The sequence below is a fragment of the Methanimicrococcus hacksteinii genome (assembly GCF_032714515.1).
In the GTDB taxonomy this organism is placed as follows: domain Archaea; phylum Halobacteriota; class Methanosarcinia; order Methanosarcinales; family Methanosarcinaceae; genus Methanimicrococcus; species Methanimicrococcus hacksteinii.
This window is the reverse complement of record NZ_JAWDKC010000013.1, coordinates 24302-50315: the sequence shown is the minus strand read 5'-3', so window position 1 is coordinate 50315 and position 26014 is coordinate 24302. Positions and strand designations below refer to the sequence as shown.

At 43.1% G+C, this 26014-nt stretch carries 24 protein-coding genes; 7 read left to right on the top strand and 17 right to left on the bottom strand.

The features are described from left to right. Window positions 1-174 precede the first annotated feature (174 nt). The gene (locus tag MmiAt1_RS04090) at window positions 175-1503 is read right to left on the bottom strand and encodes a hemolysin family protein (RefSeq protein ID WP_318785631.1); all 1329 of its coding nucleotides are present in this window, start codon (window positions 1501-1503) and stop codon (window positions 175-177) included. A gap of 293 nt (window positions 1504-1796) precedes the next feature. On the opposite strand from MmiAt1_RS04090, the gene MmiAt1_RS04085 reads away from it, so the two are divergent. Together MmiAt1_RS04085 and MmiAt1_RS04080 are read left to right on the top strand one after the other, a co-directional pair. Beyond that, window positions 1797-2243, top strand: a complete 447-nt coding sequence (locus MmiAt1_RS04085) for a hypothetical protein (protein ID WP_318785630.1) — start codon at window positions 1797-1799, stop codon at window positions 2241-2243. A gap of 226 nt (window positions 2244-2469) precedes the next feature. Next, window positions 2470-3492 carry a PDDEXK nuclease domain-containing protein gene (locus MmiAt1_RS04080; RefSeq protein ID WP_318785629.1) on the top strand — a complete coding sequence of 341 codons (1023 nt, stop codon included), beginning with the start codon at window positions 2470-2472 and terminating at the stop codon, window positions 3490-3492. Window positions 3493-3635: 143 nt separating this feature from the next. Here MmiAt1_RS04080 and MmiAt1_RS04075 read toward each other — a convergent pair whose 3' ends face one another. The 8 genes from MmiAt1_RS04075 to MmiAt1_RS04040 form a co-directional block, all read right to left on the bottom strand. Further along, window positions 3636-3929: a DUF2798 domain-containing protein gene (locus tag MmiAt1_RS04075; protein ID WP_318785628.1), complete on the bottom strand. Its 294-nt coding sequence runs from the start codon at window positions 3927-3929 to the stop codon at window positions 3636-3638. Between the two features lie 358 nt (window positions 3930-4287). Then, the gene (locus tag MmiAt1_RS04070; protein WP_318785627.1) at window positions 4288-5520 is read right to left on the bottom strand and encodes a SufB/SufD family protein; all 1233 of its coding nucleotides are present in this window, start codon (window positions 5518-5520) and stop codon (window positions 4288-4290) included. A 9-nt stretch (window positions 5521-5529) separates the two neighbouring features. Continuing rightward, window positions 5530-6285: an ABC transporter ATP-binding protein gene (locus tag MmiAt1_RS04065; protein ID WP_318785626.1), complete on the bottom strand. Its 756-nt coding sequence runs from the start codon at window positions 6283-6285 to the stop codon at window positions 5530-5532. A gap of 228 nt (window positions 6286-6513) precedes the next feature. Beyond that, window positions 6514-7782 carry an energy-coupling factor transporter transmembrane component T family protein gene (locus MmiAt1_RS04060; protein ID WP_318785625.1) on the bottom strand — a complete coding sequence of 423 codons (1269 nt, stop codon included), beginning with the start codon at window positions 7780-7782 and terminating at the stop codon, window positions 6514-6516. 20 nt (window positions 7783-7802) lie between these two features. Next, window positions 7803-9143, bottom strand: a complete 1341-nt coding sequence (locus MmiAt1_RS04055; protein WP_318785624.1) for an energy-coupling factor ABC transporter ATP-binding protein — start codon at window positions 9141-9143, stop codon at window positions 7803-7805. A 39-nt stretch (window positions 9144-9182) separates the two neighbouring features. Next, on the bottom strand, window positions 9183-9740 hold the full coding sequence (locus tag MmiAt1_RS04050) for a biotin transporter BioY (protein WP_318785623.1): 558 nt from the start codon (window positions 9738-9740) through the stop codon (window positions 9183-9185). Between the two features lie 209 nt (window positions 9741-9949). After that, window positions 9950-10792: an Mrp/NBP35 family ATP-binding protein gene (locus MmiAt1_RS04045; RefSeq protein WP_318785622.1), complete on the bottom strand. Its 843-nt coding sequence runs from the start codon at window positions 10790-10792 to the stop codon at window positions 9950-9952. A 264-nt stretch (window positions 10793-11056) separates the two neighbouring features. After that, window positions 11057-14077, bottom strand: a complete 3021-nt coding sequence (locus MmiAt1_RS04040; RefSeq protein ID WP_318785621.1) for an STT3 domain-containing protein — start codon at window positions 14075-14077, stop codon at window positions 11057-11059. Between the two features lie 209 nt (window positions 14078-14286). Between MmiAt1_RS04040 and hisD the strand changes: the two genes are divergently transcribed. The 4 genes from hisD (at window position 14287) to MmiAt1_RS04020 (ending at window position 18879) form a co-directional block, all read left to right on the top strand. Further along, a complete protein-coding gene (hisD, locus tag MmiAt1_RS04035) occupies window positions 14287-15573 on the top strand; it encodes a histidinol dehydrogenase (RefSeq protein ID WP_318785620.1) in 1287 nt (428 codons plus the stop codon). A gap of 59 nt (window positions 15574-15632) precedes the next feature. Next, window positions 15633-16364 (top strand): glucose-6-phosphate isomerase family protein, encoded by a 732-nt coding sequence (locus tag MmiAt1_RS04030; protein ID WP_318785619.1) that lies wholly within the window; start codon window positions 15633-15635, stop codon window positions 16362-16364. Window positions 16365-16472: 108 nt separating this feature from the next. Continuing rightward, window positions 16473-17984: a flippase gene (locus MmiAt1_RS04025; protein ID WP_318785618.1), complete on the top strand. Its 1512-nt coding sequence runs from the start codon at window positions 16473-16475 to the stop codon at window positions 17982-17984. A gap of 124 nt (window positions 17985-18108) precedes the next feature. Beyond that, entirely contained in the window at window positions 18109-18879 is a 771-nt protein-coding gene (locus MmiAt1_RS04020) for a 3'-5' exonuclease (protein ID WP_318785617.1), read from the top strand. Between the two features lie 265 nt (window positions 18880-19144). Here MmiAt1_RS04020 and gdhA read toward each other — a convergent pair whose 3' ends face one another. The 3 genes from gdhA to MmiAt1_RS04005 all read right to left on the bottom strand — a co-directional run bounded on the left by gdhA (window position 19145) and on the right by MmiAt1_RS04005 (window position 21908). Continuing rightward, window positions 19145-20491 carry an NADP-specific glutamate dehydrogenase gene (gene gdhA, locus MmiAt1_RS04015; RefSeq protein WP_318785616.1) on the bottom strand — a complete coding sequence of 449 codons (1347 nt, stop codon included), beginning with the start codon at window positions 20489-20491 and terminating at the stop codon, window positions 19145-19147. A 222-nt stretch (window positions 20492-20713) separates the two neighbouring features. Further along, window positions 20714-21148, bottom strand: coding sequence for a hypothetical protein (locus MmiAt1_RS04010; RefSeq protein WP_318785615.1), 435 nt, complete (start codon window positions 21146-21148; stop codon window positions 20714-20716). A gap of 64 nt (window positions 21149-21212) precedes the next feature. Next, the gene (locus MmiAt1_RS04005; protein ID WP_318785614.1) at window positions 21213-21908 is read right to left on the bottom strand and encodes a hypothetical protein; all 696 of its coding nucleotides are present in this window, start codon (window positions 21906-21908) and stop codon (window positions 21213-21215) included. An 80-nt stretch (window positions 21909-21988) separates the two neighbouring features. Here MmiAt1_RS04005 and MmiAt1_RS04000 point away from each other — a divergent pair, with 80 nt between their 5' ends. After that, window positions 21989-22165, top strand: coding sequence for a hypothetical protein (locus MmiAt1_RS04000; protein ID WP_318785613.1), 177 nt, complete (start codon window positions 21989-21991; stop codon window positions 22163-22165). Window positions 22166-22240: 75 nt separating this feature from the next. On the opposite strand, the gene MmiAt1_RS03995 is transcribed toward MmiAt1_RS04000, so the two are convergent. The 5 genes from MmiAt1_RS03995 to MmiAt1_RS03975 form a co-directional block, all read right to left on the bottom strand. Continuing rightward, window positions 22241-23215, bottom strand: coding sequence for a hypothetical protein (locus MmiAt1_RS03995; protein WP_318785612.1), 975 nt, complete (start codon window positions 23213-23215; stop codon window positions 22241-22243). Between the two features lie 33 nt (window positions 23216-23248). Next, complete coding sequence (locus tag MmiAt1_RS03990; RefSeq protein ID WP_318785611.1) at window positions 23249-23674, bottom strand: hypothetical protein; 426 nt, start codon at window positions 23672-23674, stop codon at window positions 23249-23251. A gap of 39 nt (window positions 23675-23713) precedes the next feature. Further along, a complete protein-coding gene (locus MmiAt1_RS03985) occupies window positions 23714-24166 on the bottom strand; it encodes a hypothetical protein (RefSeq protein ID WP_318785610.1) in 453 nt (150 codons plus the stop codon). A 14-nt stretch (window positions 24167-24180) separates the two neighbouring features. Then, window positions 24181-24597: a hypothetical protein gene (locus MmiAt1_RS03980; RefSeq protein WP_318785609.1), complete on the bottom strand. Its 417-nt coding sequence runs from the start codon at window positions 24595-24597 to the stop codon at window positions 24181-24183. A 91-nt stretch (window positions 24598-24688) separates the two neighbouring features. Continuing rightward, the gene (locus MmiAt1_RS03975; RefSeq protein WP_318785608.1) at window positions 24689-25684 is read right to left on the bottom strand and encodes a hypothetical protein; all 996 of its coding nucleotides are present in this window, start codon (window positions 25682-25684) and stop codon (window positions 24689-24691) included. Window positions 25685-26014: the final 330 nt, after the last annotated feature.

Genomic DNA, 26014 nt, shown 5'->3' with positions numbered 1-26014 from the left:
AGGAAAAAGGAAAGGAAAGTGAAAAAAAGAAAGGAAAAGGAAAAGGAAAACGAAAAAGAAAATGGATTCAAAAAATTCAAAACTTGAACTTATGAAACCCTTCTTGTCGAAATCCGCGCGCTGTTTAAAAAACAGTTCAAAACCGGCCGTTTCGCGCGGGGCGTAGCAGCCGAATCATTCAAATCCGGAGTCGGACTCTTCCGATTCTTCCGCCTTTTCTTCAATGCCGCATTTCGTTTCTTCATCCGACATCGGTTCGGCCATTTTTTCAATCTTCAGCTTCGTCACGCGCTGTTCGTCCGCTTCTAAAATCGTCACCTTCAGATTTTTGTAAGAGAAAACGTCGCCGATTTTGGGGATGCGCTCAAAAACATCCAGCGCCCAGCCCCCGGCTGTATTGTAATCGCATTCGAAATCCCGATTGTCAATTTCCAAATAATCGAACAGGTCGTCCAGATTCATATTGCCGCTGACTTCATAAACACCGTCGCCGACTTCCGTAATTTCCTCAACGACATCATCATATTCATCCCAGATTTCGCCGACAAGCTCCTCTAAGATGTCTTCCATCGTCACAATGCCTTTTGTGCCGCCGTAATCATCCACAACGACCGCCAAATGAGACTTCGCATGACGCATTTCATTCAGCAGCGGAGAAATATTCATCGTCACATAAGCAAATGTCGCCGGCTTCAGCAAAGACTTAATCGTAAAGCGCTTATTGGTCGCGATACGGATCAGAACATCTTTGACATTAATAATTCCCTGAACATTATCCAGATTATCTTTGTAAACCGGCATGCGCGTGTAGCCTTGATCAATAATGATTTTCAGAATCGAATCGATGTCGTCGTCAATGTTGATTGCCACAATATCAGAACGCGGCGTCATGATTTCCTGAACCGTCGTCTCGTCGAAATCCAAAGCCGACTGAACAAGATCACTTTCGTCTTCTTCCAAAATGCCTTCTTCTTCAATGGATTCGATAATGTATTTCAGCTCGTCTTCCGTCACGGTCGGACCTTCCGATTCATTCTTTTTTCCGAGAACAGAAATCAGCTTGACCAAAACCGCAGAGACCGGAGAAAGAACAATCAGAATCAGATTCACAATACCGGAAGTCGCCAAAACGTATTTTTCCGCGTTTGCTTTTGCAAAGCTTTTCGGAAGCGTTTCGCCGAAAATCAAAACAACGATTGTCACAACAACCGTTGACACCGCCGCCGCCAATTCTTCGGGGAACAGGCGGGCAAACAGAATCGTTGCAATCGAAGATGCTCCGATATTGACAATATTGTTGCCGATTAAAACGGTTGAAATGAATTTGTCGTAATTGTCGGTAATTTTCAAAACCCGTTTTGCCGAAGCGCTGCCGTTTTCCGCCATCGCTTTCAAGCGTAATTTATTCGCCGTCGAATAAGCTGTTTCCGTTGCCGAAAAGAAGGCAGACAGAATCAATAAAATCAGAAGCAGGACATACCAAAAGGCCAAAGACATTTCCATAATTTATGCACTCTTAAAAGAATCATTCTCAAAAAGAGAAATCAGCAGTAATAAACAGATTAATAAACAGAATTGAATTGATCCGTAAATAACAACGTAAAATAAATCCCATTTGATATAAACATATTTAAAAACGGTTAAAATCCGTTAAATCCCGCCGCCGGCCCAAAAATGAACAAAAGTCTTTCTTTTCCGATTTATTTTACCCTTTAAACCTGCACCATGTTTTAATAGAATCAAATCGGTTTTAATTTAGCTTTTTACAGGAATGTTTGACAATAAGAGGGAAAATAATGGCATTAGACTATGACATGTTAACACTGATCTATCTCGGAATCGGCATTTTTGCATACTTTACGATATTGTACCTGACATTTCGAGACATGCGTATTTTCAGAAGAACCGGCTACATTTCTTACAGAAAAGGCGCGTTTAAAGGAATTATCGCGTCGTCCATTGTTTTAATCGGTATTTTTATCACACCGGCGATGCAGATTCTCGGCTTAGCGCTGATTTTTGTCGGCGTTATGATCAACCAGAAAGGCAAACGTGAAAAAGTTTTTACAACCGCCGGACCGCTTGAAAGGTTCATCGGAAAAACCGACGTCGTTTTAACGCCCGAAGAAAAAAGAGACATCTATGAACAGCAGCTTGCCGAAAAAAGACAGATGGAAAAAGAAAAAGAAAAAATGGACAGGCGCGAAAAAATAAAAGAACAAAGGGAACAGGATGAGGAATAATATTCTTCTCCTTTTTTCATCATCAATCTGTTTTTTTACATCATCAATTTATCCTTTTTAGCATTAATTTATTCTTTTTGTCACTAATTTATCATTTTTACTATTGATTTATTTTAATCTTTAATTTCCTGTTTTAAACACTGATTTTGTTTTGTCTGCGCCATATAAACTTTTGTTTTTTGAAAAAACCGAAGAAGTAAAGAAAGATTCGGGAAAAAAGAAACATATGATTTTAGAAAAAGAACAGACGCATTTTATTGCAGAAATCAAGCAAAAGGTCCGGAAAGCGCAGTATGAAGCTTTAAAATCGGTAAACACCCAGCTGATTGATCTTTATTGGGAAATCGGAAAGGCGGTCTCAGAAAAGCAATCCGAAAACTGGGGCAAATCGGTCGTGCCGACTCTTTCGAAGGAACTTCAAAAGGAGTTCCCGGGTGTCGGCGGGTTTTCGGAGGGAAATCTGTGGCTGATGGCTCAGTTTTATTCGGAATATCACGGTTCTGAAGTTCTCGTACCATTGGTACGAGATATTGGCTGGAGCAAACACGTCATCATTTTGAAAAAATGCAAAGATGAGAAAAAGAGGCAGTTTTACATATTGGCCGCCAAGAAATTCGGCTGGACAAAAAATGTCTTGGCGCACCAAATCGAAAATCAGGTTTATGAAAAATATCTGATCAGTCAGACGAATTTCAGCCAAATTCTTCCCGACGAAATAAAAAATCAGGCTTATTTGGCCGTCAAAGATGAGTATACATTTGATTTTTTAGAACTGGCCGAAGAACACAATGAAAAACAGCTGGAACAAAGTCTTGTCGGAAATATCAGAAATTTCTTACAAGAAATGGGACACGCTTTTACTTTTGTCGGAGAACAATACAGAATAGAGGTTGGCGGAAAAGAATTTTTCATTGATTTGCTGCTGTTCCATCGGCATTTGAAATGTTTGGTTGCCGTTGAATTAAAAATCGGGGAATTTTTACCGGAATATAAAGGCAAGATGGAATTTTATTTGGCCGTTTTAAATGACACCGTAAAACTGCCGGAAGAAAATGATTCAATCGGCATCATCATCTGCCGCGAAAAAAACAGAACCGTTGTCGAATATTCGTTAAAAACGGGAAATGCCCCAATCGGCGTTGCCACGTATACAACCGACAATCATTTGCCCGAGAATTATGAAACTTATCTGCCGACAATTCAGGAAATTGATGAAAAACTTCTCGGACTCATTTCAAGTTCGGAATGAAAAATCGGAAAATATGGAAAATATGAAAATATGAAAATATGAAAAATATGAAAAAATAAAAAGAAAAGGCAAAAACCTGAATCTTTTAATTTGTTTTGAGCCGGCAAAACAGACTCGCCGGCTGCGCATTGCCGTATTGCGATTCAATCAGCCGTTTCGGCAATCTGAACATTCTTGTTCGCGTGTGTGTTCGGAGCCTGCGCATTTCCGTGTCCGTATGTGCTGCTTTTGTAAAGTGCGGGAATAATCTTTGTCAGGACCATCGGCGTGACGAAGCTCGTCAGAATGAAAGCTAAAACAAAAGCAACAGCCCATGCCCTCAGCCATCCCGAAAGCGTCGGAATTTGTCCGATATTGAGCGTTAATTGCATTAAAGACATGCCGCAGGACATGAAAAAAACCATACAGAGTTTGGTTGCAGTTTCTCTTTTTAACATATTATTTACCTCGTTCATATTAAAAAATAACAAACTTTCAAAAATTTCACTTGTTCTAAAAAACAAAACGAGTTACAAATTTGAGACGTTTTAAGACATCCGTTTCAATAAACAAGATGTGATTCCACCTTTTTGAAAAAAGTATAAAAGGATTGCGCTTAATACAGAGAGCGGACAAACATAAAACGGCGACGGAAGACAACGTCATTGATCATTAATATTAATGGAATTAGACAAGCAGGAAAGCAGTACAACGTCGGCCTCGCGCGAATCTGCCGATTTTAAAAAATGAATTAAAACAGAATCCCGCTTTTAAAGAAATGAAAAAATAAAAGAAAAAAATAAGAAAAAAACGAATTTAAGAAGCATCCGCCGTTTTCTTAATAATGTCATCAATATCTTCTTTTAAAATCTCGGGAATCCCTTCGATGCCGGCGCTTAAGAAACCGCGGACAATCAAGCCGGTTGCCTCGTTTTCATCCAAGCCGCGCGTCATTAAGTATTCCACTTGGTCACGGGCGATTCTGCCGATGGAGGCTTCGTGCGTCATTTCAACATCCATTGCATGCGCTTCGAGTGCAGGGATGGCTTTTTGAGAACCGTGTTCGCTCAAAACCAAGCCGTTGCATTCCAAATGGCCGTAAACCCGCGGCGCATTTCCGACAATGTCGCCGCGTGAAATTACTTCGCCGCCGATTGTAATCGTTCGGGAGATAATTTCAGTTTTGGTGTTCGGGGCATTCAAAAAGACACGACTTCCCATGTCCAAAACAGACCCGGGGTGGGCCACGGCGATTGTGTTAAAGTATGCGGTCGCCCCTTCGCCTTCCAAATAAGTGGACGGATTCGTCTGAATGGATTTGGCCGGCTTCAGGCAAACATAATTGTTTGTCAATAAACCGCCTTCTTCGACGCGAACGCTTGTTCTCGGGCGAACCTCAACCGACTCGTCCCAATCATGAATCATAGAAAACGTCAGTTTGGCATTCTTTTTGACATACATTTCGGAAACACCGATGTGGAGCGCACGCTTAACGTTGTCGTGCGTCAGACAGCCGGTCACCACTTCAAGCTCGGCGCCTTCTTCAACGATGATAATATTGTGAACCGTTTGGAGCCCGGCCTCTGATCCGATCATCAGGCAGGACTGAACGGGAGCCGTAATTTTAACGCCCGGAAGAACACGGATAAAATATCCGTCGGAGTCGTCCAAATAACTCTCGGCCGTATACTTGTCGGCATCGGGGCTGACAAGCTTCCACCAATATTCTTCCAGCCAGTCGTATTTGGCCATCGCTTCTTTGACGGATAAAATTTCCAAACCTTCCTGAGAAGAAGAGTGATGGGAAACTTTATTGTTGTACATCAGGAAATTGCCGCCCGCATTGCTGCCGTCAGCTTCGATTCCGACATTCTTTAAAGAAGATTTCATCATGGAATCCAAATCGGTCATCTTTTTGACTTCGAGCGATTCGTCGGGAATATGATACATTTTCAAATCCACATGACCGCCGAACATGGCTTCTTTATCCAATGCTTTTTGAGCGCGTTCTGCCGTTTCTTTGTTTTTTGTGTTGTTGTTTTCAGTCATTTTTCCGCCTCACTGAATCTGAGTCAAATTCAATTTGCATCGAATGCATTCGTCATATCCCTGCGTCTTGATTTCTTTGAGCAGGCGGTTCGGGTTGCCGGAGCACATAACAGATCCGTTGCACAGGATATACGCTTTGTCGGCGTCCAAATAATCCAAAATTTCGCCGGTGTGCGTGATGACAAGCGCGGATTTGCGGTCGGGATCATTGGCCGCACAGGCTTTTTTGTTGCAGATGAGTCTTTTAATCGTGCTGCCGACTTGAGCCATGTTAACGGGATCAACACCGGATTCCGGTTCGTCCAGCAAATAAAAATCAGGCTGCTGAACGCTGAGCTGAAGGAGTTCGGAACGTTTGATTTCGCCGCCGGAAAAGCCGACATTGATGTCGCGGTCCAAAAAACGCTTCATGTCAATCGATCCGGCCAGTTCGTCCAGATTCAGCACTTTCTTCTGCGATTCGATTTCCAGCAAATCGCGAAGCTTAACGCCGACAATATTGGGCGGGCGCTGTGCCATGATGCCGATACCCATCTTGGCGCGCTCATTGATCGGTGCGTCCGTGATGTCTTTTCCTTTGAAAAAGATTTTTCCCGACGTCACTTCATAATTGGAAAAACCCATAATCGTGCTCAAAAGCGCGGATTTTCCGGCGCCGTTGGGGCCGAACAAAATGGTCGTCTCGCCCTTCTCCACCTCAAGCGTTACATTTTTGAGAAGGGGACGGCCTGCCACTTCCACACATAAATCTTCAATTTGAAGCATCGTTTTGACTCCTGAATAATATCAATAATTAGAATAATAATACGATTGAGAAATAAAAAGATTCTCAACCCGATTTCATGATTCACCTTTTTTGTTTTAATCGTATAAAACAGAATAGTATCAAAAAGATACTTGAATGTCGGTTCGTTTCTATAAAAACATTGCGGCAAAAATAAAATGTCATGAAATAAAAATCAAAAAAAAAAATGAAAGATCGGAGTTTTCCGATTAAATCAAAGTTGCCGCGACAAAAAGCTGAAGCCAGCCGACCACGACAATGATTGCCGCCATGACAAGCACAAAGGAGCAGAAAAAGATCCCGTCTCTTTTCGTAAATTTCAGTTCGTTCATGGAAGTCTTCCCGACGCCCGTGTATCCCCGATTCTGCATGGCCCTGGAAACATCGTCGGCGAAATTAATAATGGAATTGACAAGTCCCGTTGAAATGATTTTAATTGCGCGGAACGGGTGTTTTCCGGGATGGAAACCGCGGGAAAGGGAAGAGCTTTTGATTTGAGAGGAAGTCGAAATCAAAAGCGGAATAAACCGGATTGTTAAAAAGACCATGAGCGACAAATCATGAGATGTCATATTCGCCCATTTCAGCGGAATCGGGCGGACAAGTCTTTCAATGCCCTGAATCAAAGCCGACTGCTTTGTTGTGGCCGCCATTAAAGAGGCAAACAAAATCAATAAAATGAATTTTAAAGCAACGCCGAGACCGGTCATGAAGCTGTAAAAACTCGGATAAACGGAAAAACTCTTTTCCGGAGAAACAGTGACCTGATAAATGACAGGCGCGGGCAGTTGAGAATACGAACCGGAAACAGTTACGGCCGGAAACGGACCGGCATAATCAAACCGGCGGATTTGCTCTTCGGAAAGCTCGTCGTGCGGAATGCGTTCAACTTTCATTTTTCCGAAAAACAGAGATTCGTCTTTCAGCGGTTCGTCCTTTGAGGGTTCGCTCTTTGACAGCTCATCCTTCGGCGGCTCCCCCGTCGGCGAAATATCTTTCGGCGGTTCGTCGTGAGCCGGCTCGATGAAAATAAAATGACCCGCTTCGGAAACTTCGGCAAGTTCCGAAAAATTGTAAACGGGAACAACACTGTAATACTGAAGATAATGAACATCTTCACCGGCCGGATTCGGCGTAATAATCCACCGCTCCTCAATTTGATTAAACTGATTGTTCATAATATGAACAGACATCGTCACGTCCGAGAAAACCGGTGCCGGCGCAAAAATAAAATGAAGCAGAAAAACAATGCCGATAAAAAACATCATGGGTTTCAGCGAAACAAGCAGTTTCCGAAGAGAGACGCGGGAAATTAAGACAACGACCAAAAACAAGAGGAAGATGGAAAGTAAACTCCAGAGGCGATGGACATTAAAAATGATGATGCTTAAAATCATCAAAGTAATGATTTTTGTCCGCGGGTCCAGTTTGTGCAAGAAAGACTTGCCGTTGACATAGGACAGGAATTGTTTGTACATCTCTATCTTCCGTTTTTATTTCATTGCGGTTTTTCTGTGACTTCTCCGGCTTCTATAGTTTCTCGGACTTCATCAGTTTTTTCAGCTTCTATAGTTTCTCGGACTTCAGCAATTTTTTCAGATTCTATAGTTTCTCGGACTTCATCAGTTTTTTCAGCTTCTATAGTTTCTCGGGCTTCAGCGGTTTTTTCAGCTTCTATAGTTTCCCGGGTTTCAGCAGTTTTTTCAGCTTCCGTGGCTTCTTCGGCTTCAACGGTTTCCGCGATTTCTTTATTTTCGTCATCATCCGGACGAATATGCTTTAAGATTTCCGCGGCTGCTTCTTGGGGATCTGAAATGGTTTCTGACACATCCAATCCGTTTTCCCGAAGAGATTTTAAAAGCGTGATCATGTCGGGAAGACGATATTTTCCGGACGCGATGTAAGCGTTCAGGTCGCCGTCAAAACTGATTTCGCCTTTGTCAAAAACAATAATCCGGTCTGCTTTGAGCAGGTCCTGCGGATTATGGCTGATATAAACGAGCGTTTTACTGCGCTCGCGAAGGTCGTCAATAATTTTCAAAATGCGGTCTTCGGCGGCAATGTCCAGCATGGAAGTGATTTCATCCAGTACGATGCATTCCGGATCCATTGCAAGCACGCCGGCAATAGCTGCCGCCTGCGCTTCACCGCCGCTGAGCGTGGACGGATCCTGATAGGCCAAACCTTGAAGGTGAACGGCCTCCAAAACATTGGCGACCCGCTCTTTGATTTCTTTACGATCCAGCCCCAAATTCTCGGGACCGAATGCGATGTCTTCTTCAACCGTGTTTCCGACAAACTGCATATACGGATTTTGAAAAACGATACCGACTTTGCGGTGAATTTCGGGAAGATTTCGGGGCTCTTTCGTATCTCTGCCGAATACTTTCATGTAGCCGGACGACGGGCGCAGAAGCCCGTTCAAATGATAAGCGAAAGTCGATTTGCCCGAACCGTTCAGCCCGACAATAATCGTAAAATCGCCTTTGTAAATTTTCAGATTAATATTTTTCAGAATCGGAGACTCGCCCGGATAAGCGAATGACAAACAGCGCGCTTCAAAAACAGCTTCCTTCTCGTCAGAGCCGGAACTGCCGCTGCCGGAATCAGAGTCATCGTCAAACCCGGAATCAGAATCAGTATCGGACTGAGAATCTGAACGATTGTCGGACTGAGAATTTGAACGATTATCGGATTGAGAAATCAAACCGTCGTCGGATTGAGAATCGGATTCGATTTCAGGCCGAACTTCCGATTCGGTTTCAGTTTGAACTCCCGGCTCGGATCCGGCAGCCGGAAGGTATTCTTTGGCCTGAGAAGTTTTTGTCTCTTCTGTCATTTATCATTCCCCCGTTTTTTCTTCTGCAGAATGCAGTTATTATTTTTGAATCTTTTTAATCAATATCGGTGAAATCAGACCGATTGCGATTGATTTTATCATATCCCCGACGAAGAACGGAACAAATCCGCCGGCAAAAGCCGCTCCAATCGGAATTTGGCTTGAAAATCCTAAGTGAACGGAACCGATGCCCAGAATCAAAATGCTGCCCAGAGCGGCAATGGAAAACATTAACACAGGCGTTTTCTTCGCGGACAGGTCACTCATCCAGCCGACAATGAAAACAACGAAAATAAATGAATACAAATACCCGCCGGTCGGCCCGAAAAGGATTCCGAGACCGCTGTTGCCGCCGGCAAAAACCGGAAAGCCGATAAAACCGACAAGGAGATAAACAATAACACTGACCGTCCCCCAATTGCGCCCGAGCGTCACGGCCGCCAGCAAAACAAAAAAGGTTTGCAGCGTAATCGGGACGCCGAGAGGCGTAATCGGGATTTTGATATAAGCGCCGACGGCAATCAGAGCCGCGAAAAGCGCAGCAAGGACCATTTTTTTAATCTTTGCATCATCATACTGATTCAAAACTTCACTCATAAATATCACAAATAAAAAGATAAATTATTAAAAAGGATAACATAAGCAATTATTGTAAACCGAATTGCTCTAATGAGTAAACAATACCTTACCGATATATATATTTTTTGAAGAGTGCAAATGTAAAAAAAGTAATCGACCGAAAACGATTCAAACAACAGACATAAATAAGAAAAGCCGGCAAAACGCCGGCAGATTTTACAAAAAAATTAAGATTCGGAACTGTTCTTTTCAACCGTATTCAAAACATTCTGAAAACGCTTTGTCCATTCGGAATCATGAATCATCCATTCAACCATTTTGCCTTCTTCCTGCGCTTTTGAAAAGGCCGGATCCATCGGAAGACGGGCCAAGATTTCCGCGCCGAAATCAGAAGCCGCTTTTTCAATGCCCGAAGAGCCGTAAAGTTCGATTTCTTCGCTGCAGTGCGGACAAATCAGCCCGTCCATGTTGCTGACAATGCCGATGAGCGGAACATCCAACTTTTGAAGGAACGTCAAAGACTTGCGGACGCTGGTCAAAGCAATGTCCTGCGGAATGGTGACAACAATCGCCCCATTGTTTTTCGGCAGAAGCTGCATGATGCCGAGCGGCTCATCGCCGGTTCCGGGCGGCAGATCAATAATTAAGTAATCCAAATCGCCCCACGCGACATCGGTAAAAAACTGCTGAATCGCGCCCGCTTTTGCCGGACCGCGCCAGATCACGGGCGTATCGTCATCGGGAAGCAAAAGGCCGATTGAAATGACGCCGAGATTTAAATTCGGCTCAGGCTTTGCCGGAACCATTTTTTCATCAACGACCTGCAAATCCTCCTGCTTGATTCCGAAAATTGCCGGAACGCTCGGCCCGTGAATGTCGCAGTCCATTAAACCGACATGATTTCCGCGGGCGGCAAGTCCGGCCGCAAGCGCGCAGGCCACCGTGCTTTTGCCGACACCGCCTTTGCCGCTCATCACGACAAAAACATTTTTGATGCGACTCATATCAATGACGGGACCGGATTTTTTAGGCTGATTCGGGGTTTTATTGACAACATTTAATTCAGTCATTTTTAATCTCCTTGAAAATTATGATTCTATGAATGAGACAAATGATTTAAAAATTCGCCCGATAAAAAACGAAAAAGAAAAAGAAAAAGAAAAAAGCCGGTCATGTTTTTGGAGAAATAATCAAAATATGCCCGGCTCGCGCGCAGGCGCTGTCCCGGAAAAACAAACAAAAAAACAAAAAAACAAACAAAAAAAAATGAAAAAAGAAAAGGAAAGAAACGGTAAAAATTTCCGTTTCATTTCATCTTATTTTAAATTTTCAAATCAGACCGTAACGGTTCTGCCGTTTAAAATATCGTCTTCGCTGACATCCACTCTTTCTTCAGCGGCGCCGTACTTGACGGTGTAGCTTCCGATGGGTTTGACTGCGAAGTTGGTTTCGCCGGTTTTGGGTCCGGTTGTGGAATACGGAACGGTGAATGAGAAACTTCCGTCGGCATCTGCTTTAACACTCTGGTTATAGTTGAAGATGCGGTTTTGGTTGGTCTGAATCGTCAGAGTCAAATCAACCGTTTCGTTCGGAGCGGCCGTTCCTTTGATGACGGCGCCTTCCACATATTCAAAGATTTTAACGTAACCGGTATTGGTTTCAGTCACGCTCTTGGAATAAAGCTGGTTGTAAAGCTGCTTGTAGAAGATTTCCTGCGCCGACATTGTCGAACTTGAGCTGTAGCCCATGGATTCGTAAACCAGACGGTACTGTTCCAAACCGACGGCATCCAGCATATGGAGACGGTAAACCATTGAATTGAAATACCTGTCACTGCCGATAAGCGTCGTGTCCTGGCCATTTAAGTTAATCGTTACCGAATAGTTTTGTGTATCCAAAGTCCATGCGGTCATCGCGTAGAATTTGCTCATGCCCGAGGCCATTTCAATGTCCGTTACAATGTAGCGGGCACCGACTTTGTCTTCGCGCGGATCGATGTCAGCCAAATAGCCGGTGGCTTCTTTTTCGGTTTCGGCAACAAAGAAGGGAGCAGCGCCCGGAATCATTTCATCCGTAATTGCGCCGCGGCGTCCGCCGACACCGAACTGGAACGGGTTGGCATTGACCATGCGTTCGCCGATGACTTCCAGCCAGTGGCCGTAGTCCCACCAAGACAGAACACCGTACGCCAATCCCGGATAATCAAACGGAACAATACTCGCTTGATTCTCGAAATGCTCAATACCGATACCGGATCCGGTATCCGCAACACCGTCGCCGTCAATGTCCTGAAGCGGTTCTTCGTAGTGGCCGAACCAATCCAAACCCGGTTCGGGCGTGTTGTCGCGGAGCCACAGGGAAGCATCAATCCAAGCTTCGTTCGGACCGCCCGTTCCTGAAACGTACTGCGTTGTCAGAGAGTAAGTCGGAACCAAAAGGAAGCCGAGTGCGATTATCAAAACAACCGCGGCAACAGCGATTTTCTCATTGCCGTTGTCTGCGGGTTTTGCTTTCACTTTCGAAGAGTCGCGGCGTGACTGTGCTTTTTCCTGTTTGGAGGAATAGGAGGGAGCCGGCTCAGGCTGTTTATTGCGGTCTTTGGAAAGGAAATTCTTGTTAAAGAGCGCCCATGCTTCGTCCGCTTTAACGGCGCGGGCGAGTTCCATGAAGAGCCAGGACGTCAGGATGACGACCGGAACCACGAAGTAATAAGTAAATCTGTTCTGCTGAACCATGGCCCAAAGCAAAATGACGGTCCAAACAACAAGCAGAATCTTTTCCATGCTGTTGTTTTTGACGGCAATGTAAGCCATAATCGGCAGCGCGAGGATCCAGATATATCCCATGACGGAGAATGTCGTAAACAAACTGAGCGCACTTCCGGAAGCCAGAACAAGCAGCAGGAAAAGAACGGACCAGCCGGCCAATAAGCCTTTCTTGACATTTGATTTTTTAATGTAAGAAGTGGCCATAAACGGCAGGAGAATCAGGAAAACCGCAATCAGAACGGTAAACAAAAGCGGGTTGACATCGCTTCCGAAATACGGGGATGCTTCGCCGATTGTCAAAGCGCCGCCGGTTCTTGTAAAGAACCCGACAAGGCCGAGAAGCGCGTTCTTAACGGTTGACGAAACCAAGCTTCCGACAACGGAAACAATGACAACGAGACCGGCAAGAATGCCCGGATAATAAAGTCTGTTTAAGTTCTTTTTCTCAAGCGCGTAGGAAAGAACCGCCATGAAGACCATTGCGAGAATACCTGCGCCGAGCGCCATCAAGTGAAGGGATTTGTATTCACCGATCTGCGGCGTCACAAAAATAAACAGCAGATCAATGACGAAAATAATCAAACCTGTCACGGCGATGAAAGCCGTTCCTTCGCCTTTGAGGTGATTAATCATCATTTGAATCGTGATGAAAACACCGATGATAAACGCGAACAAAAGCGCGCCTTCCCAAATGAGCGTGTAAGTTCCCATGGCAAGGCCGGTTAAAATGGCGTAGGGTAAAATGGGTTTGAACGCGGAAAGCTTTCCTTTGAAAATGTCTTCAAAGGTGATGATTTTGTCGCGCGCTTTTAAAAGCGTGAGAATCAGGAACAAAATAACAAGGGAGCTGAAAAGAACTTCGGCAACGTGGTGGTCACTGAAACCGATGATACTTCTGGACAGGAACTGACCCGGCGCGACCGCCAAAAGGAAAGCGGACATCAAGCCGATGTTTCTGCTGTCAAACAAGTATTTTGCAACGAAGTAAACGGCAATGACGCAGACGCCTGCCAAAACGCACGGCCAGTAGGCAAAAACAGTCATTGCAAACTCTTCGGTTCCGTTTCCTGTGACGATCTGAAGGGCTTTAATCACGGTTGCCGCAATCATATCGTAAAGCGGCGCAAAGGCCTGGGGCGTGCCGTAAGGATAAGTTGTTGCCGGATCGAACCACATCATGCTCGGATAATTTTCGAGCAGGTAGTTGACGTTTCGCCAGTGGTACCACGGGTCGTTTTCGCCGAGACGGATAAAGCCGTTTTCCATGAAAACACCGTCTCTGGGAATAATACGGATATAAAAAGCCAAAAGCGCGGAAATCAGCACACCGATGCCGTAAAGAACGCTTGTCATTAACTTATTTTTGTCCTTATATTCATTCAGGAAGCTCTTTTTAGAGTCTCCCGAGTCGTCTTTCGGCGACGCTGCCGCTTCTTCGGCGCTGACTTCAACGGATTCGGTGACTGTGACAGATTCTGCGTCTGCCGATTCTTCGACAGTATATTCTTCAGAAACTGTGACAGTCGTATCCGAATCGTTGGAGGAGCGGCGTTCAGAAGTTTGTTTACGGATAGTTCTTTTCGCCAAGATAATAACCTCAATAATAATACAACGATAAAACGAATGATTCGCCGCCTTGAAAAAGCAAAGCGGTAAAAATGAATCAGACACACTAAATAAATAAAACAATAATTCTATACAAGCTATTTAATTTTATCCTGTATCGCCTTCACTTTAAGCTTTTCGATTTTAAAAAAAGAGTAAAGTTTATGTGATTTCAGAAGATTTTAAAAAACATGATTTGCAAAAAAATAACCGAGTTGTCCGGCTCGGAATCAGATCAATTGCTTTCCCGCGGAAAAGGGTTGACAGATGTCGGTTCTGCGGTGGACGCCATTTTAGAAAATGTTCAAAAAAACGGCGATCAGGCGATTTTGGCGTATGCCAAACAGTTTGACAAAGCCGAACTTTCGACATTGGAAGTCACGCCCGATGAAGTAGAAGAGGCGATTGCGTCTTTGGATTCCAATCTTCTGAAGCACCTGCGTCAGGCCGCGGAAAACATTCGAAGATTCCACGCGGCTCAGCTGCCGAAAGAAATCTGGTACATTGAAGATACGCCCGGAATCGTTTTGGGACAGAAGACAATTCCGCTGGAGCGTGTCGGCTGCTATGTTCCGGGCGGACGCGCCAGCTACCCGTCCACTGTTTTGATGACGGCGCTGCCGGCAAAAGTGGCCGGCGTCTCGGAAGTCATTGTCTGCACCCCGCCCCGCGCTGACGGAACGGTTCATCCGCTGACGCTTGCGGCCTGTAAGATTGCAGGCGCCGACAAAGTTTTCAAAACAGGCGGCGCTCAGGCGATTGCGGGAATGGCTTACGGAACAAAAAGTATTCCGAGCGTCGATAAAATCGTCGGCCCGGGAAATGTTTTTGTGACATATGCCAAAATGAAAATCCGTGATTACGCGGAAATTGATTTCCCCGCCGGGCCCAGCGAAGTTTTGATTATCGCCGATGATTTCGCGAATCCGAAAATGACCGCCGCCGATATTTTGGCGCAGGCGGAACACGACCCGAATTCGGTTTCGATCTTAGTGACGCCTTCGGAAAAGCTGGCAAAAGCGGTTTTGGAAGAAATCGAAAAGCAATCCGAAACGGCCCAAAGAAAAGAAATCATTGAAGCGTCGCTTAAAAATTCGGCGGTTCTGATTGCCGAAAACATGCAGGAATGTATTGACTTTTCAAACAAATTCGGACCCGAACACCTTCAAATTATGACGGATCCCGAAGTCGAAGATACGGTTTTGAATCAGATTCAGAATGCGGGTTCGGTTTTCATCGGGAATTACGCTCCGGTTCCTGCCGGCGATTATGCTTCCGGAACGAACCACGTTTTGCCGACGTCCGGTTATGTCCGGATGTATTCGGGACTGAATACCGCCCACTTCTTAAAATCGTTCACGATTCAAAGGATCAGCAAAGAAGGGTTGAGCGAAATTAAAGACGCTGTTATTGATTTGGCGGAAACGGAAGGATTGTTTGAACACGCCGAAGCGATACGCAAGCGTTTTGAAGAGTAAATATTTATAAAACGAAGAATATAGAAAAGACATCTTACAAAACAAGCCGGAGAAAAACAATGTTTGCTCACCCCGACTTTTCAAAAGTCTCCACTGCTCACAGCACACGAAAAATCCGAGACATGACGGATGTCTTAATGGACGGCACCTGGATTTCATATCCCGACAAAATTCTTTACGACATGTATCGGGAGGTTCATTTGTCGGCCGAAGAGCTTGAAAAAATGAAAAACGCCAGGCTCCGTTATGATATTACGGTTATCCCGCCGGCGATGCTCGGCCCCGAATTTGTCAAAACCGCCGGCCATTATCACCCGTGTCCGGACCATTGCAAAGCGGAAATGCTTTCCTACCCCGAAGTCTACCAAGTGATTCGGGGAACGGCAACCTATTTGCTTCAAAAAAGCGATTTTTCGGATTTCATCATTGTCGAAGCCAACGAAGGCGACGTTGTTTTGATTCCGCCGAACTACGGACATGTGACCGTCAATGCCGACAGCGCCGAACTGGTGATGGCCAACTGGGTGTCCGACGCGTTTGATTCGGAATACGAGCCGATCCGCTGCAGAGCCGGACTTGCATACTACCTCACCGAAGACGGAATCGCGCAGAACGGCAGCTATGACAAACTGCCGCCGCTTTCTTACGGAAAGCCGAAAAGCTATCCGGAAGTCGGCCTGTACTCGGGCGTTGACATGTACGGGCTGGTCAATGATTTGGAAAAACTGGACTTTTTGGTCAATCCGCAGAATTATTCGGAATTGTTCAAAAAACCGTTTTATGAAGTTTGATTTTTTACGGCGCGTTTCGCGCGCGAACGGTGCGGATTTAAAAAAAATTAAAAGCAAAATCTGATTTTGCGAGACAGATTTTAAATACAGAAGACCCTTTTTAGAAGTATGGCTCAAACGGCGGATATTTTTTCAAATATCGGAAAAAAGAAAGGAGAAAGCGGAACCGGAGACAGAAAAACGGTTCACTCGCAAACGCTTGTGTCGCTCCTCTCTCAATTCGGTTTAACCGCCATCGGTTTTTTGAGCACGATTTATTTTACGCGCGTCGTCGACCCGTCGATTGTCGGCGTTTATTTCCTGTTTTTTTCATACAGCGCTCTTTTCTATCTGTTTTCGGAAAGCGGAATCGGGGAAGCAAGCGTTAAAATCATCAGCGAAGGGCGGGAACGGAATGAATATTATACCGCTTCAATGACGCTTCGCGCTGTTTATTTGATTTTGTGCGTCGGCGGATTGTTTTTATCGGCCGTCATTTTCCCGGCCTCAATGATTATGGAGACGGGAATTTTCTGGTGGATTATTGCGGCGCTGATTATTGATTACTTTTACAACAGCCGGATTTATGCGGCCTACGCGGACGGGAAAGTGAATGCTTTTCAAGTGTCGCTGTTTTTAAACACGGCCGTTCGTTCACTGTTTCAGATTCTTTTTGTTTATCTCGGGTATCACATTTTCGGGCTTTTGGGCGGTTTTTTGGCGGGAATGGTTTTTGCCGCGATTTTTGCGCACCGCTACAACCAATTAAAACTGATGAAATTCTCCAAAGAAAATTTCAGGCGCGTTTTAACGTATGCGGTTCTGATTTTTCTGGTGATGAGCTGCTATTTGGTGTACCAGAATATTGATGTTGTTTTCATCGGGCATTACATGACTGAAACCGAAGCGGGCATCTACCGGATTGTGTACCAGTTTTCAATGCTGGCAGGCCTTGCGGCGACATCCGTGAAAGCGGTTTTGTATCCGAAATTCAGCGCGTGGAACGAAACGAAGCAATATGAAAAGATAACGGAAGGGCTCAGGAGCGGAACATCGCTTTCTTTGATGCTGGCGATTCCGATTTTTTTCAGTTTCCTGATTTTAGGATATGATTTCATTGATCTGTTTTACGGCGACGCTTATGTCCCCGGCGTTCCGGCTTTATTTTTGCTGTCATTCATTCAAATCATTACGGTATTCATGTACTTGCAAAGCATTTGTTTAAACGCAATCAGCCATCCGAAATACGCGTTTTTGTCCATTGCGGCCGGCATCATTGCCAATGTTGCGCTGAACATGATTCTGATTCCGATGTACGGAATGGAAGGCGCCGCTTTTGCAACGGTCCTTGCGATGGGACTGAATTCGGCATTGGCGTATCTGCTTCTGAGAAAAGTGATTGCCGTTCATTATAATTGGTTATCTGTTTCAAAGATGGTTGTCATGTCGCTTTTGATGTGCGTTTTCCTTCTGGGATTCAAATATGTGCTGCCGATTACGAATGTTCTGCTTTTGCTGATTGCGTTTACGGCGGGCGGCCTGTTTTACGGATTTTTGATGCTGAAAACGGACAAAGAAATTCATGACGAAGTTTCGGGAATGGCCGAATCGTTTGGCATGAAGTGGCCGAAATGGCTTTAATTAAATTTCAGAACAATCGGATAAAATTTAAAAATTTAAAAAAACCTCAAAATTTCAAAAACGGCGAAACAGTTTAATTTCAGAAAAGAAATGACTGTTTACAAATGAACGGAAGACTCCTCCCATGACCGTATCAAATTGCAGTGTTTCGGATATTTTTCCGGGATATGAACAGATTATTTTTATTGATGTCGAAACGACAGGCTTGTCGGTTGACGAGAATCAGATTATTGAGCTTGCCGCTGTCCGCCGCTATGAATACGGCGCCGAGGCGGAAGAAAAAAGCATTGATTTGCTGGTTCGGCTGCCGCCGGGGGAAAAGATTCCCGAAGAAATCGTTGAGCTGACGCATATTACAGATGACATGCTTGAAAGCGAAGGCATGGAAGAGAGTGAAGCAGTCGACCGGTTTTCGGAGATTTTTAATCCGGCGGAAAAGACGCTGATTGTCGCGCACAATGCTCAGTTTGATCTTTCTTTTATTTTGAAAATGCTGGAAAAATTCGGCAAGAGTATTCCGGTGTCTTTTGATATTTTGGACACATTTACGATTTTAAAAGACCGGAAGGCTTACCCGCATTCTTTGAAAGAGGCAATCGAATATTATCAAATCGAAGGGGTCGAAAATTCTCACCGCGCGATTGATGATGTGAAAGCGCTTTGTGAAGTGGTCAGTCATATGAAAACGGAACGGGACGATTTGGAAGATTACATCAATCTCATCGGCGTTCACCGCATTCACGGGCTTTGGGGCGAGAAAATCAGCGGGGTTTCATACTGCATTCAGCTGCTCGGATCGAAAAGAAAACGGCTGCCGGATTTTCTGAAGGAAGGAAAGCGGATTTATGAGCCTGAAAAGGTGAAGGAGACGCGGCCGCTGAATTTCAGAGAATGATTTTTTTGTTTTGTTGATACAGTGCCTGCTGCGCGCGCGAACAGCTCGGTTTTTAAAAGCCAAAATCGGTGTCTGTTTTTGAAATAAAATAAAACAAAGGCAAAAAAACAAAATACGAAAAAACAAAGAAAATGCAAAAAAAACAAAACACAAAAAAAGAAAATGCAAATGAAACAAAAATCCGTTTTTTAAAAATAAAAGGCAATTAAGAAATAAAATCAGAAATTCAAAATGAACTTCTGATTCGGGTTATAATTCTTTTTTTTCAGATGACGCCTTGCTTGATCATGGCATCGGCCACTTTTAAGAAGCCTGCGATGTTTGCGCCGGCCAAGAGGTTGTCTTCGTCGCCGATTTCTTTGGCGGCCGATTTGGAGGCGGCGAAAATATTTTTCATGATGGCTTGGAGTTTTTCATCGACTTCTTCGAAGGTCCAGGAGAGGCGGATGGAGTTCTGCGTCATTTCAAGACCGGAACAGGCAACGCCGCCGGCGTTACAGGCTTTGGCGGGGCCGAAGTAGACGCCTGCTTTTTGGAAAGCTGCAACGGCATCGAGTGTTGTCGGCATGTTGGCGCCTTCGGCAACGAATTTGACGCCGTTTTGAATCAGCTTTTCGGCGGATTTCAAATTGAGCTCGTTCTGAGTGGCGCAGGGAAGGGCAACGTCGCATTTGACTTCCCAAACATTGGTGCTGCCCTCAACGTATTTGGCACCGGGTCTGAATTCGAGATAATCTTTAATTCTGCGGGCTTCGACTTCTTTGAGCTGTTTGACGACAGCGAGGTCAATGCCTTCTTCGTCGTAAACGTATCCGCCGGAATCGCTGCAGGTGACGACTTTTGCGCCGAATTCCTGTGCTTTTTCAATGGCGTAGATGGCAACGTTTCCGGAGCCGGAGACGGCAACGATTTTGTCTTTGAAGGAGGTGCCTTTGTCTTTGAGCATTTCATCGGCGAAATAAAGAAGGCCGTAGCCGGTTGCGGGTGTTCTGCCGAGACTGCCGCCGAATGTGAGCGGCTTTCCGGTCAAAACGCCTTGGCTGCTGGAGTTGGAGAGTTTTCTGTACATGCCGTACATGAAACCGATTTCTCTGCCGCCGACACCGATATCGCCGGCCGGAACATCGACGTCGGGGCCGATGTGTTTGTATAATTCTGACATAAAGGATTGGCAGAAACGCATGATTTCCGCATCGGACTTGCCTTTCGGGTCAAAGTCGGAACCGCCTTTGCCGCCGCCCATGGGCAGACCGGTCAGGGAGTTCTTAAAGATTTGTTCAAAGCCGAGGAATTTCACGATGCTTTGATTCACTGTCGGGTGGAAGCGAATGCCGCCTTTGTAGGGGCCGATCGCGCCGTTAAACTGAACGCGGAATCCGCGGTTGACTTGGATTTTTCCGGAGTCGTCCGTCCACGGGACGCGGAAATAAATCATTCGCTCAGGCTCCGTAATTCTTTCCAGAATGGCCGCATCGATGAGCTCGGGCTTCTTTTCAAGAACAGGAATTAAAGAGTGGAGAACTTCGTCAACAGCCGTGTAAAATTCAACTTCACCGGCGTTTCGTCTTTTGACATCTTCCAAAACAGTTTCAACGTAATTTTTGGCGTCCATAATTATAACCTCAAAACATTGACTTTTTTTATTGTTAATAAATCTAATCGTTTACATTGGTTTGAAGATATGAATCTGTAACGGTATTGTAAACCTGAAGGTTATGGAACTTTGATTTTTTTGAATTTAAAGATGATTAATGGTTAACAATTAAAAAAAGAAAACTGAGACAAAAACTGAAAGAAAAAAAGAGAAATGAAAAATAAAATCAAAACGGAAGATTCAAACCGAATTTTTTCCGATATTTTTCAGTTTTTCAACAATTCTATCCGTATAACAGCCGCCGACAGCAAACATAACGCCCATTAAAAAGAAAACGAACGCTTCAATCCAAACGGCTCCAAACGCTGCAAGAGGCGTTTCTCCGGCAGTGAGCGGCGGCAATCCCGAATACCAGCGGTAAGTTGAAACAGCGACCCAAATGAAAGGAATAATCAGCGAAATCAATATCTGAACACCGATATGCTGCTGCTTTTTTTCAACGATTCCTTTTCCGAAACAATAGAGCGGGGCAAAGCCGACCGCAAATACGGAAACAATCGTCGCAAGGCTTGTTTTTACGGGATCGGAATAAGCGTAAGCGCTTGCCGCGCAAATCATGATTAAAATAATCAAAATTCCGAGAATTGACAGATTTCTTTTATTTTTGAATTCCATATTTTTACCTGAATCGATTTTTAAAAAATAAAAACGGCCGAAAAACGGCCTCATTCATGAAACTTCAGAACCAATACGTGATTGAACCGACTTTGATATATCCCGGAAGACCGGCCGCGTAAGCGATTGCGGAAGCGTAGGGAACCTGAATGACAATACTGCCGTCCGGATTCTTTCCGAAATGATACATCGCTTTGATTGCGACCGTGATAAGAACGCCGACGGCATACGCGACGGTGGAACCGAGACCTGTTGCCGCAAAAACGAGGCGTCCCAAAGCACCGGCGACGGTGGCGCCGTTATTAAAGACAAACGGAGCATCCACCGGTGAAAGATACATATTGAAACCGCCCGTCACGCTGTTTCCGTAAGTTGAAATATAGCTGCCGTTCCAAAAGGAATAAGATGCACGGGTAACGGCATCCGCAATTTCAAAGTTTGAAAGGCCGCTTGATTTCAGATATCCTTCGGAAATTAAATCCGCTTCAGTCATCAGTGCAAAATTGACTCTGCCGTCGATTTCAGGGTCGTTCCAGCTCACCGCGTAGAAAACGGAACCGTCATCTAATTCGGCGGCCACGACTTTTGACTCGGCGTCGTCTTTTAACAATTCCGTACGGCTCATAACGTCAGCGATTTCGTTTTCAAGCGCCGTTATTTTTTGCTGATCCGCCTGGGCGCTGACAACCGGCACAAAAGCCATGCTCAGCATCAATACCGCCAAAAAAACGGACACTGTTTTAAAAAAACTTTTTTTCATGATATTACACCTTTTAAATATTTTTTGATATATAAAACAATCGTTAAACATATGTTAAAACAGATGACCGGATTTTTCAAATGAGTCACAAAAATAAAAAAGAAACAGGCGGGATAAATACGTTTTTAAATTTTTTGAAAAGAGATAGATTTAAAAAAATAAAACAAAAAAATCGAATAATAACAGAAAAACAAAAAAATCAAGAAAATCAAAAGAAAATAAAAACGGAATTTTTCGAAGAAGTCTTCATCTGTTAGATTCAAGGGTGTAAAATAAAAAAGAAAAACAAGAGTGAATCAAATATTTTCCGTTAATATCGGGAAATATTGAAATTAGAATTTTAATTCTTTGGAAACGTATTTCCAAACGAAATCGTCAATATAAAGACCGATGAATCGAACTAAAATTCCGGCCGCAAACATGATGCACCCGAATTTCAGTATCAGAGGCAAGTAATCAGCCGGATTCACGATATCAAAATAGGACAAAGCCCCGACCATGAAACAAAGAATGACGGCGGCAACAGCAATACCAATGCCTAAAAAAACAGCGAATCCGACATTTTTTGCCGGAACCGCTTTTCGCCCGCTGAACATGTCAACTAAGACAACCCCAATTACCATAGCCAGCAAACCTGACCAGGTATAACCGTTGGATCTTGCAAATCTCAGATATTCTGCATCCGGGTCCGATAAAGCGAAGAAAAACAGAAATAAAAAGATAATTGAACCAATCACCAAAAGAATGGAATTCGTCCTTTCAGTCTTCGTTTGTTTCTCAACAGGAGTTGAAGAGGATTCATTCTCATAATCCCCATGATTCGCCTTTTTGTTTTTGCCGGCGGCAATTTTTTCGGCGATGTCATCTGTATAAAGCGCAAAAATTTGAATCAACAAACCCGCAGCAAACAAAGAGCCTGCAAAAAGCAGAATTTTGAGCCGGTAAACGCTCGGGTCGGTGACGTTTGAAATTGAAAAACATTGAGTGACAAGCGCAAAAACCAGCCAGCTCGCAATGATGACGAGAAACGCTGAATTTTGAAGTTTTGAATTGTATTGTTTCACGCGTTTTCGGCCGCTTAAAGCGTTAATCAGAAAAAAACCTCCGATAAAGCCGAACATTCCGGTTAAGAAAAATCCCGTGATTCTTGCGTATTTTAAAAACACCGCGTCAGATTGCGGGTAATAAATCAGCAAACTGCCGTAAAGTATGATTGAAATGAACAGAAGAAGAAGATTTTTCAGCCTGTCTTCTTTTGTCTGCATTTCAACCGGGTTTTTGATTGCGGTTTTTGTATTCTCAATCATAATAATCTCTTGTACTTAGTTCAATTTAAAAATTTAAAAAAAGTGGAATAAATAAAATCCGATCGTCCCCAGCACCAGCAAAACGGAAAGAATATAACACATGTTTTGTGTCTTTTTGTCCGGCTTTTGCTGCGCCATAAAATATCCGGCGGCGCCCAATAATAAAGCTCCGGGCATCAGCAAAATAAAATCATCGACCAGCTGAGACGGAAAAACGGCAGCATACGGCAACCGGTAAAGAAACAACAGGAAAAGCGGCAAAAATCCGACGATAAAAGACATGATCGGGCGTTTTGAAATATACCCGAACAAAAGCGGATTAACGACAAGCAATATTAAGAAAATAAATTGACCTAAGAAAAATGAAGAATGAAAAACATACCCTAAAAAACAAGTCAAAACCAATACAGCAGCTAAAATAAAATCTTTCAAATTTTTATTCTGAGAAGCGGATTCCATGCTTTTATCATTTCTTCAATTCTATATGACTGTTTTCATTTAATTCGGACGGAAAACGCCCGCGAAAATCATCAAATAAAAAACAAACAGAAAAGCTGCGGCCATATATCGAAACATTTGTTTATCACGATCTTCGAGATGAGATGCGGCCAGCCATCCGATTGCGGCGCTTAAAACAGACAGCAGCATGATTTCCGAGAAAACGTAGGAAAGAACATATTCAAAATTCAAATCAAGATTAGATAAATTATTGAAATCGGCTCCTGCCAAAGAAATCGGATAGATTAAAAATCCGAAAATTGCTGAAAGAACCTGGTTTTTAGAAAAATATCCGAAAAGAATGCTTCCGAAAAGCAAAAGGAAGAAGACAAAAATGAACAAAATGATAAATTCATACGTAAATGCAAGATATGAAAGAATGAAAGCGGTAAAGAGTAAACTAATGAAAATTAAAAAGTTAAGTATTTCTTTATTTTGTTTTAGAATTTCCATTGCCGCCGCTCCTTTTAATTAATCCCTTTCAAAAAAACAGAGAGCATGTAAATAATTAAGGCAAACACAATCAAATAATTAAGCGCCCGAATCTGCCAATTTGAACTTCCGACCGCTGCAAAGAAAACGGCGCCCAAATAAGGAATAATAAAAGGCATAATCGGAATGAGAGTTTTTAAAAATAATTCAAGTCCCGGCCATTGATCCAAACCGGCAACAAAAGCGTAAGAAAAGAAAATGATCAACATCAAAACAGCTAAGAAGACGGATTTGAAACGATTACGTGAGTAAACAGCATAAGCCAACCCGCCGAAGAAAATAATGACGAATGAAAAGTAAGGCAGCCACAAAAAAAAGAAAATGAGCATGAGAAGAAATCCGATAAAAACGAGATTATTCTCTTTTTCACTTTGTTCGAATAAGCCTGTCATTTATATCCCCACCATTTATTATAAAAAATAGAATTTGATAATATATTATTTCATAATAATTAATTATCAAATTTTAAACTTAAACACATTTTTAAACTTTTGTAATTAAAGTGGCGTTTCCATTGTTGTAAACACTAGGATAACCATAATCTTGCGAATAATATTTAGCTCCAATTACGGAAGTAGAATTATATGAAACAGACCAACCATAATTGCTTTTGAAATATCCTGCAACTTGTCTTTCTACGCTTTCAAAATTAACGATTTGATGACTTTCGTAATAAGGTTCTCGAGCAACTATCGCCTGGCTGTCTTGATGGGCACCACCAACTACATATCCTTCACTAATCGGGTAAATCCTCACATGGTATCCCCCAAATGCCCTCAAGGGATTACTAGCAACACTTGTACTGTTAACATAACTACCTAATCCAGAATCATAAACAACATATTTATATTCTGCAACGGCAGAACTTGGCCAACCGGAATGAGTAATAATTGTATTTTTAACTTGATTCGCACTTGTATTATGCCAAATTAAATTAATCGGATCTGTTTCAACATATATTGTAACATATCCTGTAAAAACAGCTTTCCATAAATGATCAGGGTATGAATATCCATAAGCTTTCCAATTATATGGATCAGATTCAGTTGTCATTACAAGCGTTTTTTCGGAAGAAAAAATGTCTTCAGAATGAGTTTTTAAAGAAATTGCTTTCCCATCAATAATAACTTCATTTGGAGTTGAATCAACCAAATATTTATCGACCGAAGACAATGATGATGAATTAAACATTTTTTTAAATTTTAAGTCATTACTTTCATATATCTCTTCCACAATTAATTCCGTTGTTTTTGAATCCACGGGATTTGAAGTAAAGATTTTTGTAACAGTTACATTAAAAGTATGATCTTCATACCATTGATCAGAAGCTTCATTTATTTTTTTCTTTTCCATTTCATCTAATTTTTCATACTCGGGAGTATAAATGGAGAAAGTATTATCCTCATCAGAAGCGATTGAAAGATTACATAACACAGTCAAAATTAAAAATATGCATATAATGTTTAGATATAATTTCATAGTATCTCCATCTTAATTTTCAATAAATACTTATATTCAAAAATCAAAGATAGGAGTGAACTTCAATAGGCAACTATAAGAGTTCACTCACATCTAAGCATTCGGTTTGATAATTCACGTTGTCAAACCGAATGGTGAGTCATACTTTTTTTCAAAAATATTTCACACAGTCAAAGATTTTTAAGATATTATATAAATATTCCGAAATGATATCAAAGAATTCTACAAAAAGGACAACAATAAAAAAAGAACGGTAAAACTGTCCTGAAATAAATATTTAATAAAAATGATTTAAAATAAGCAAAAATGTTCAAAAGATTATCCAAAAAA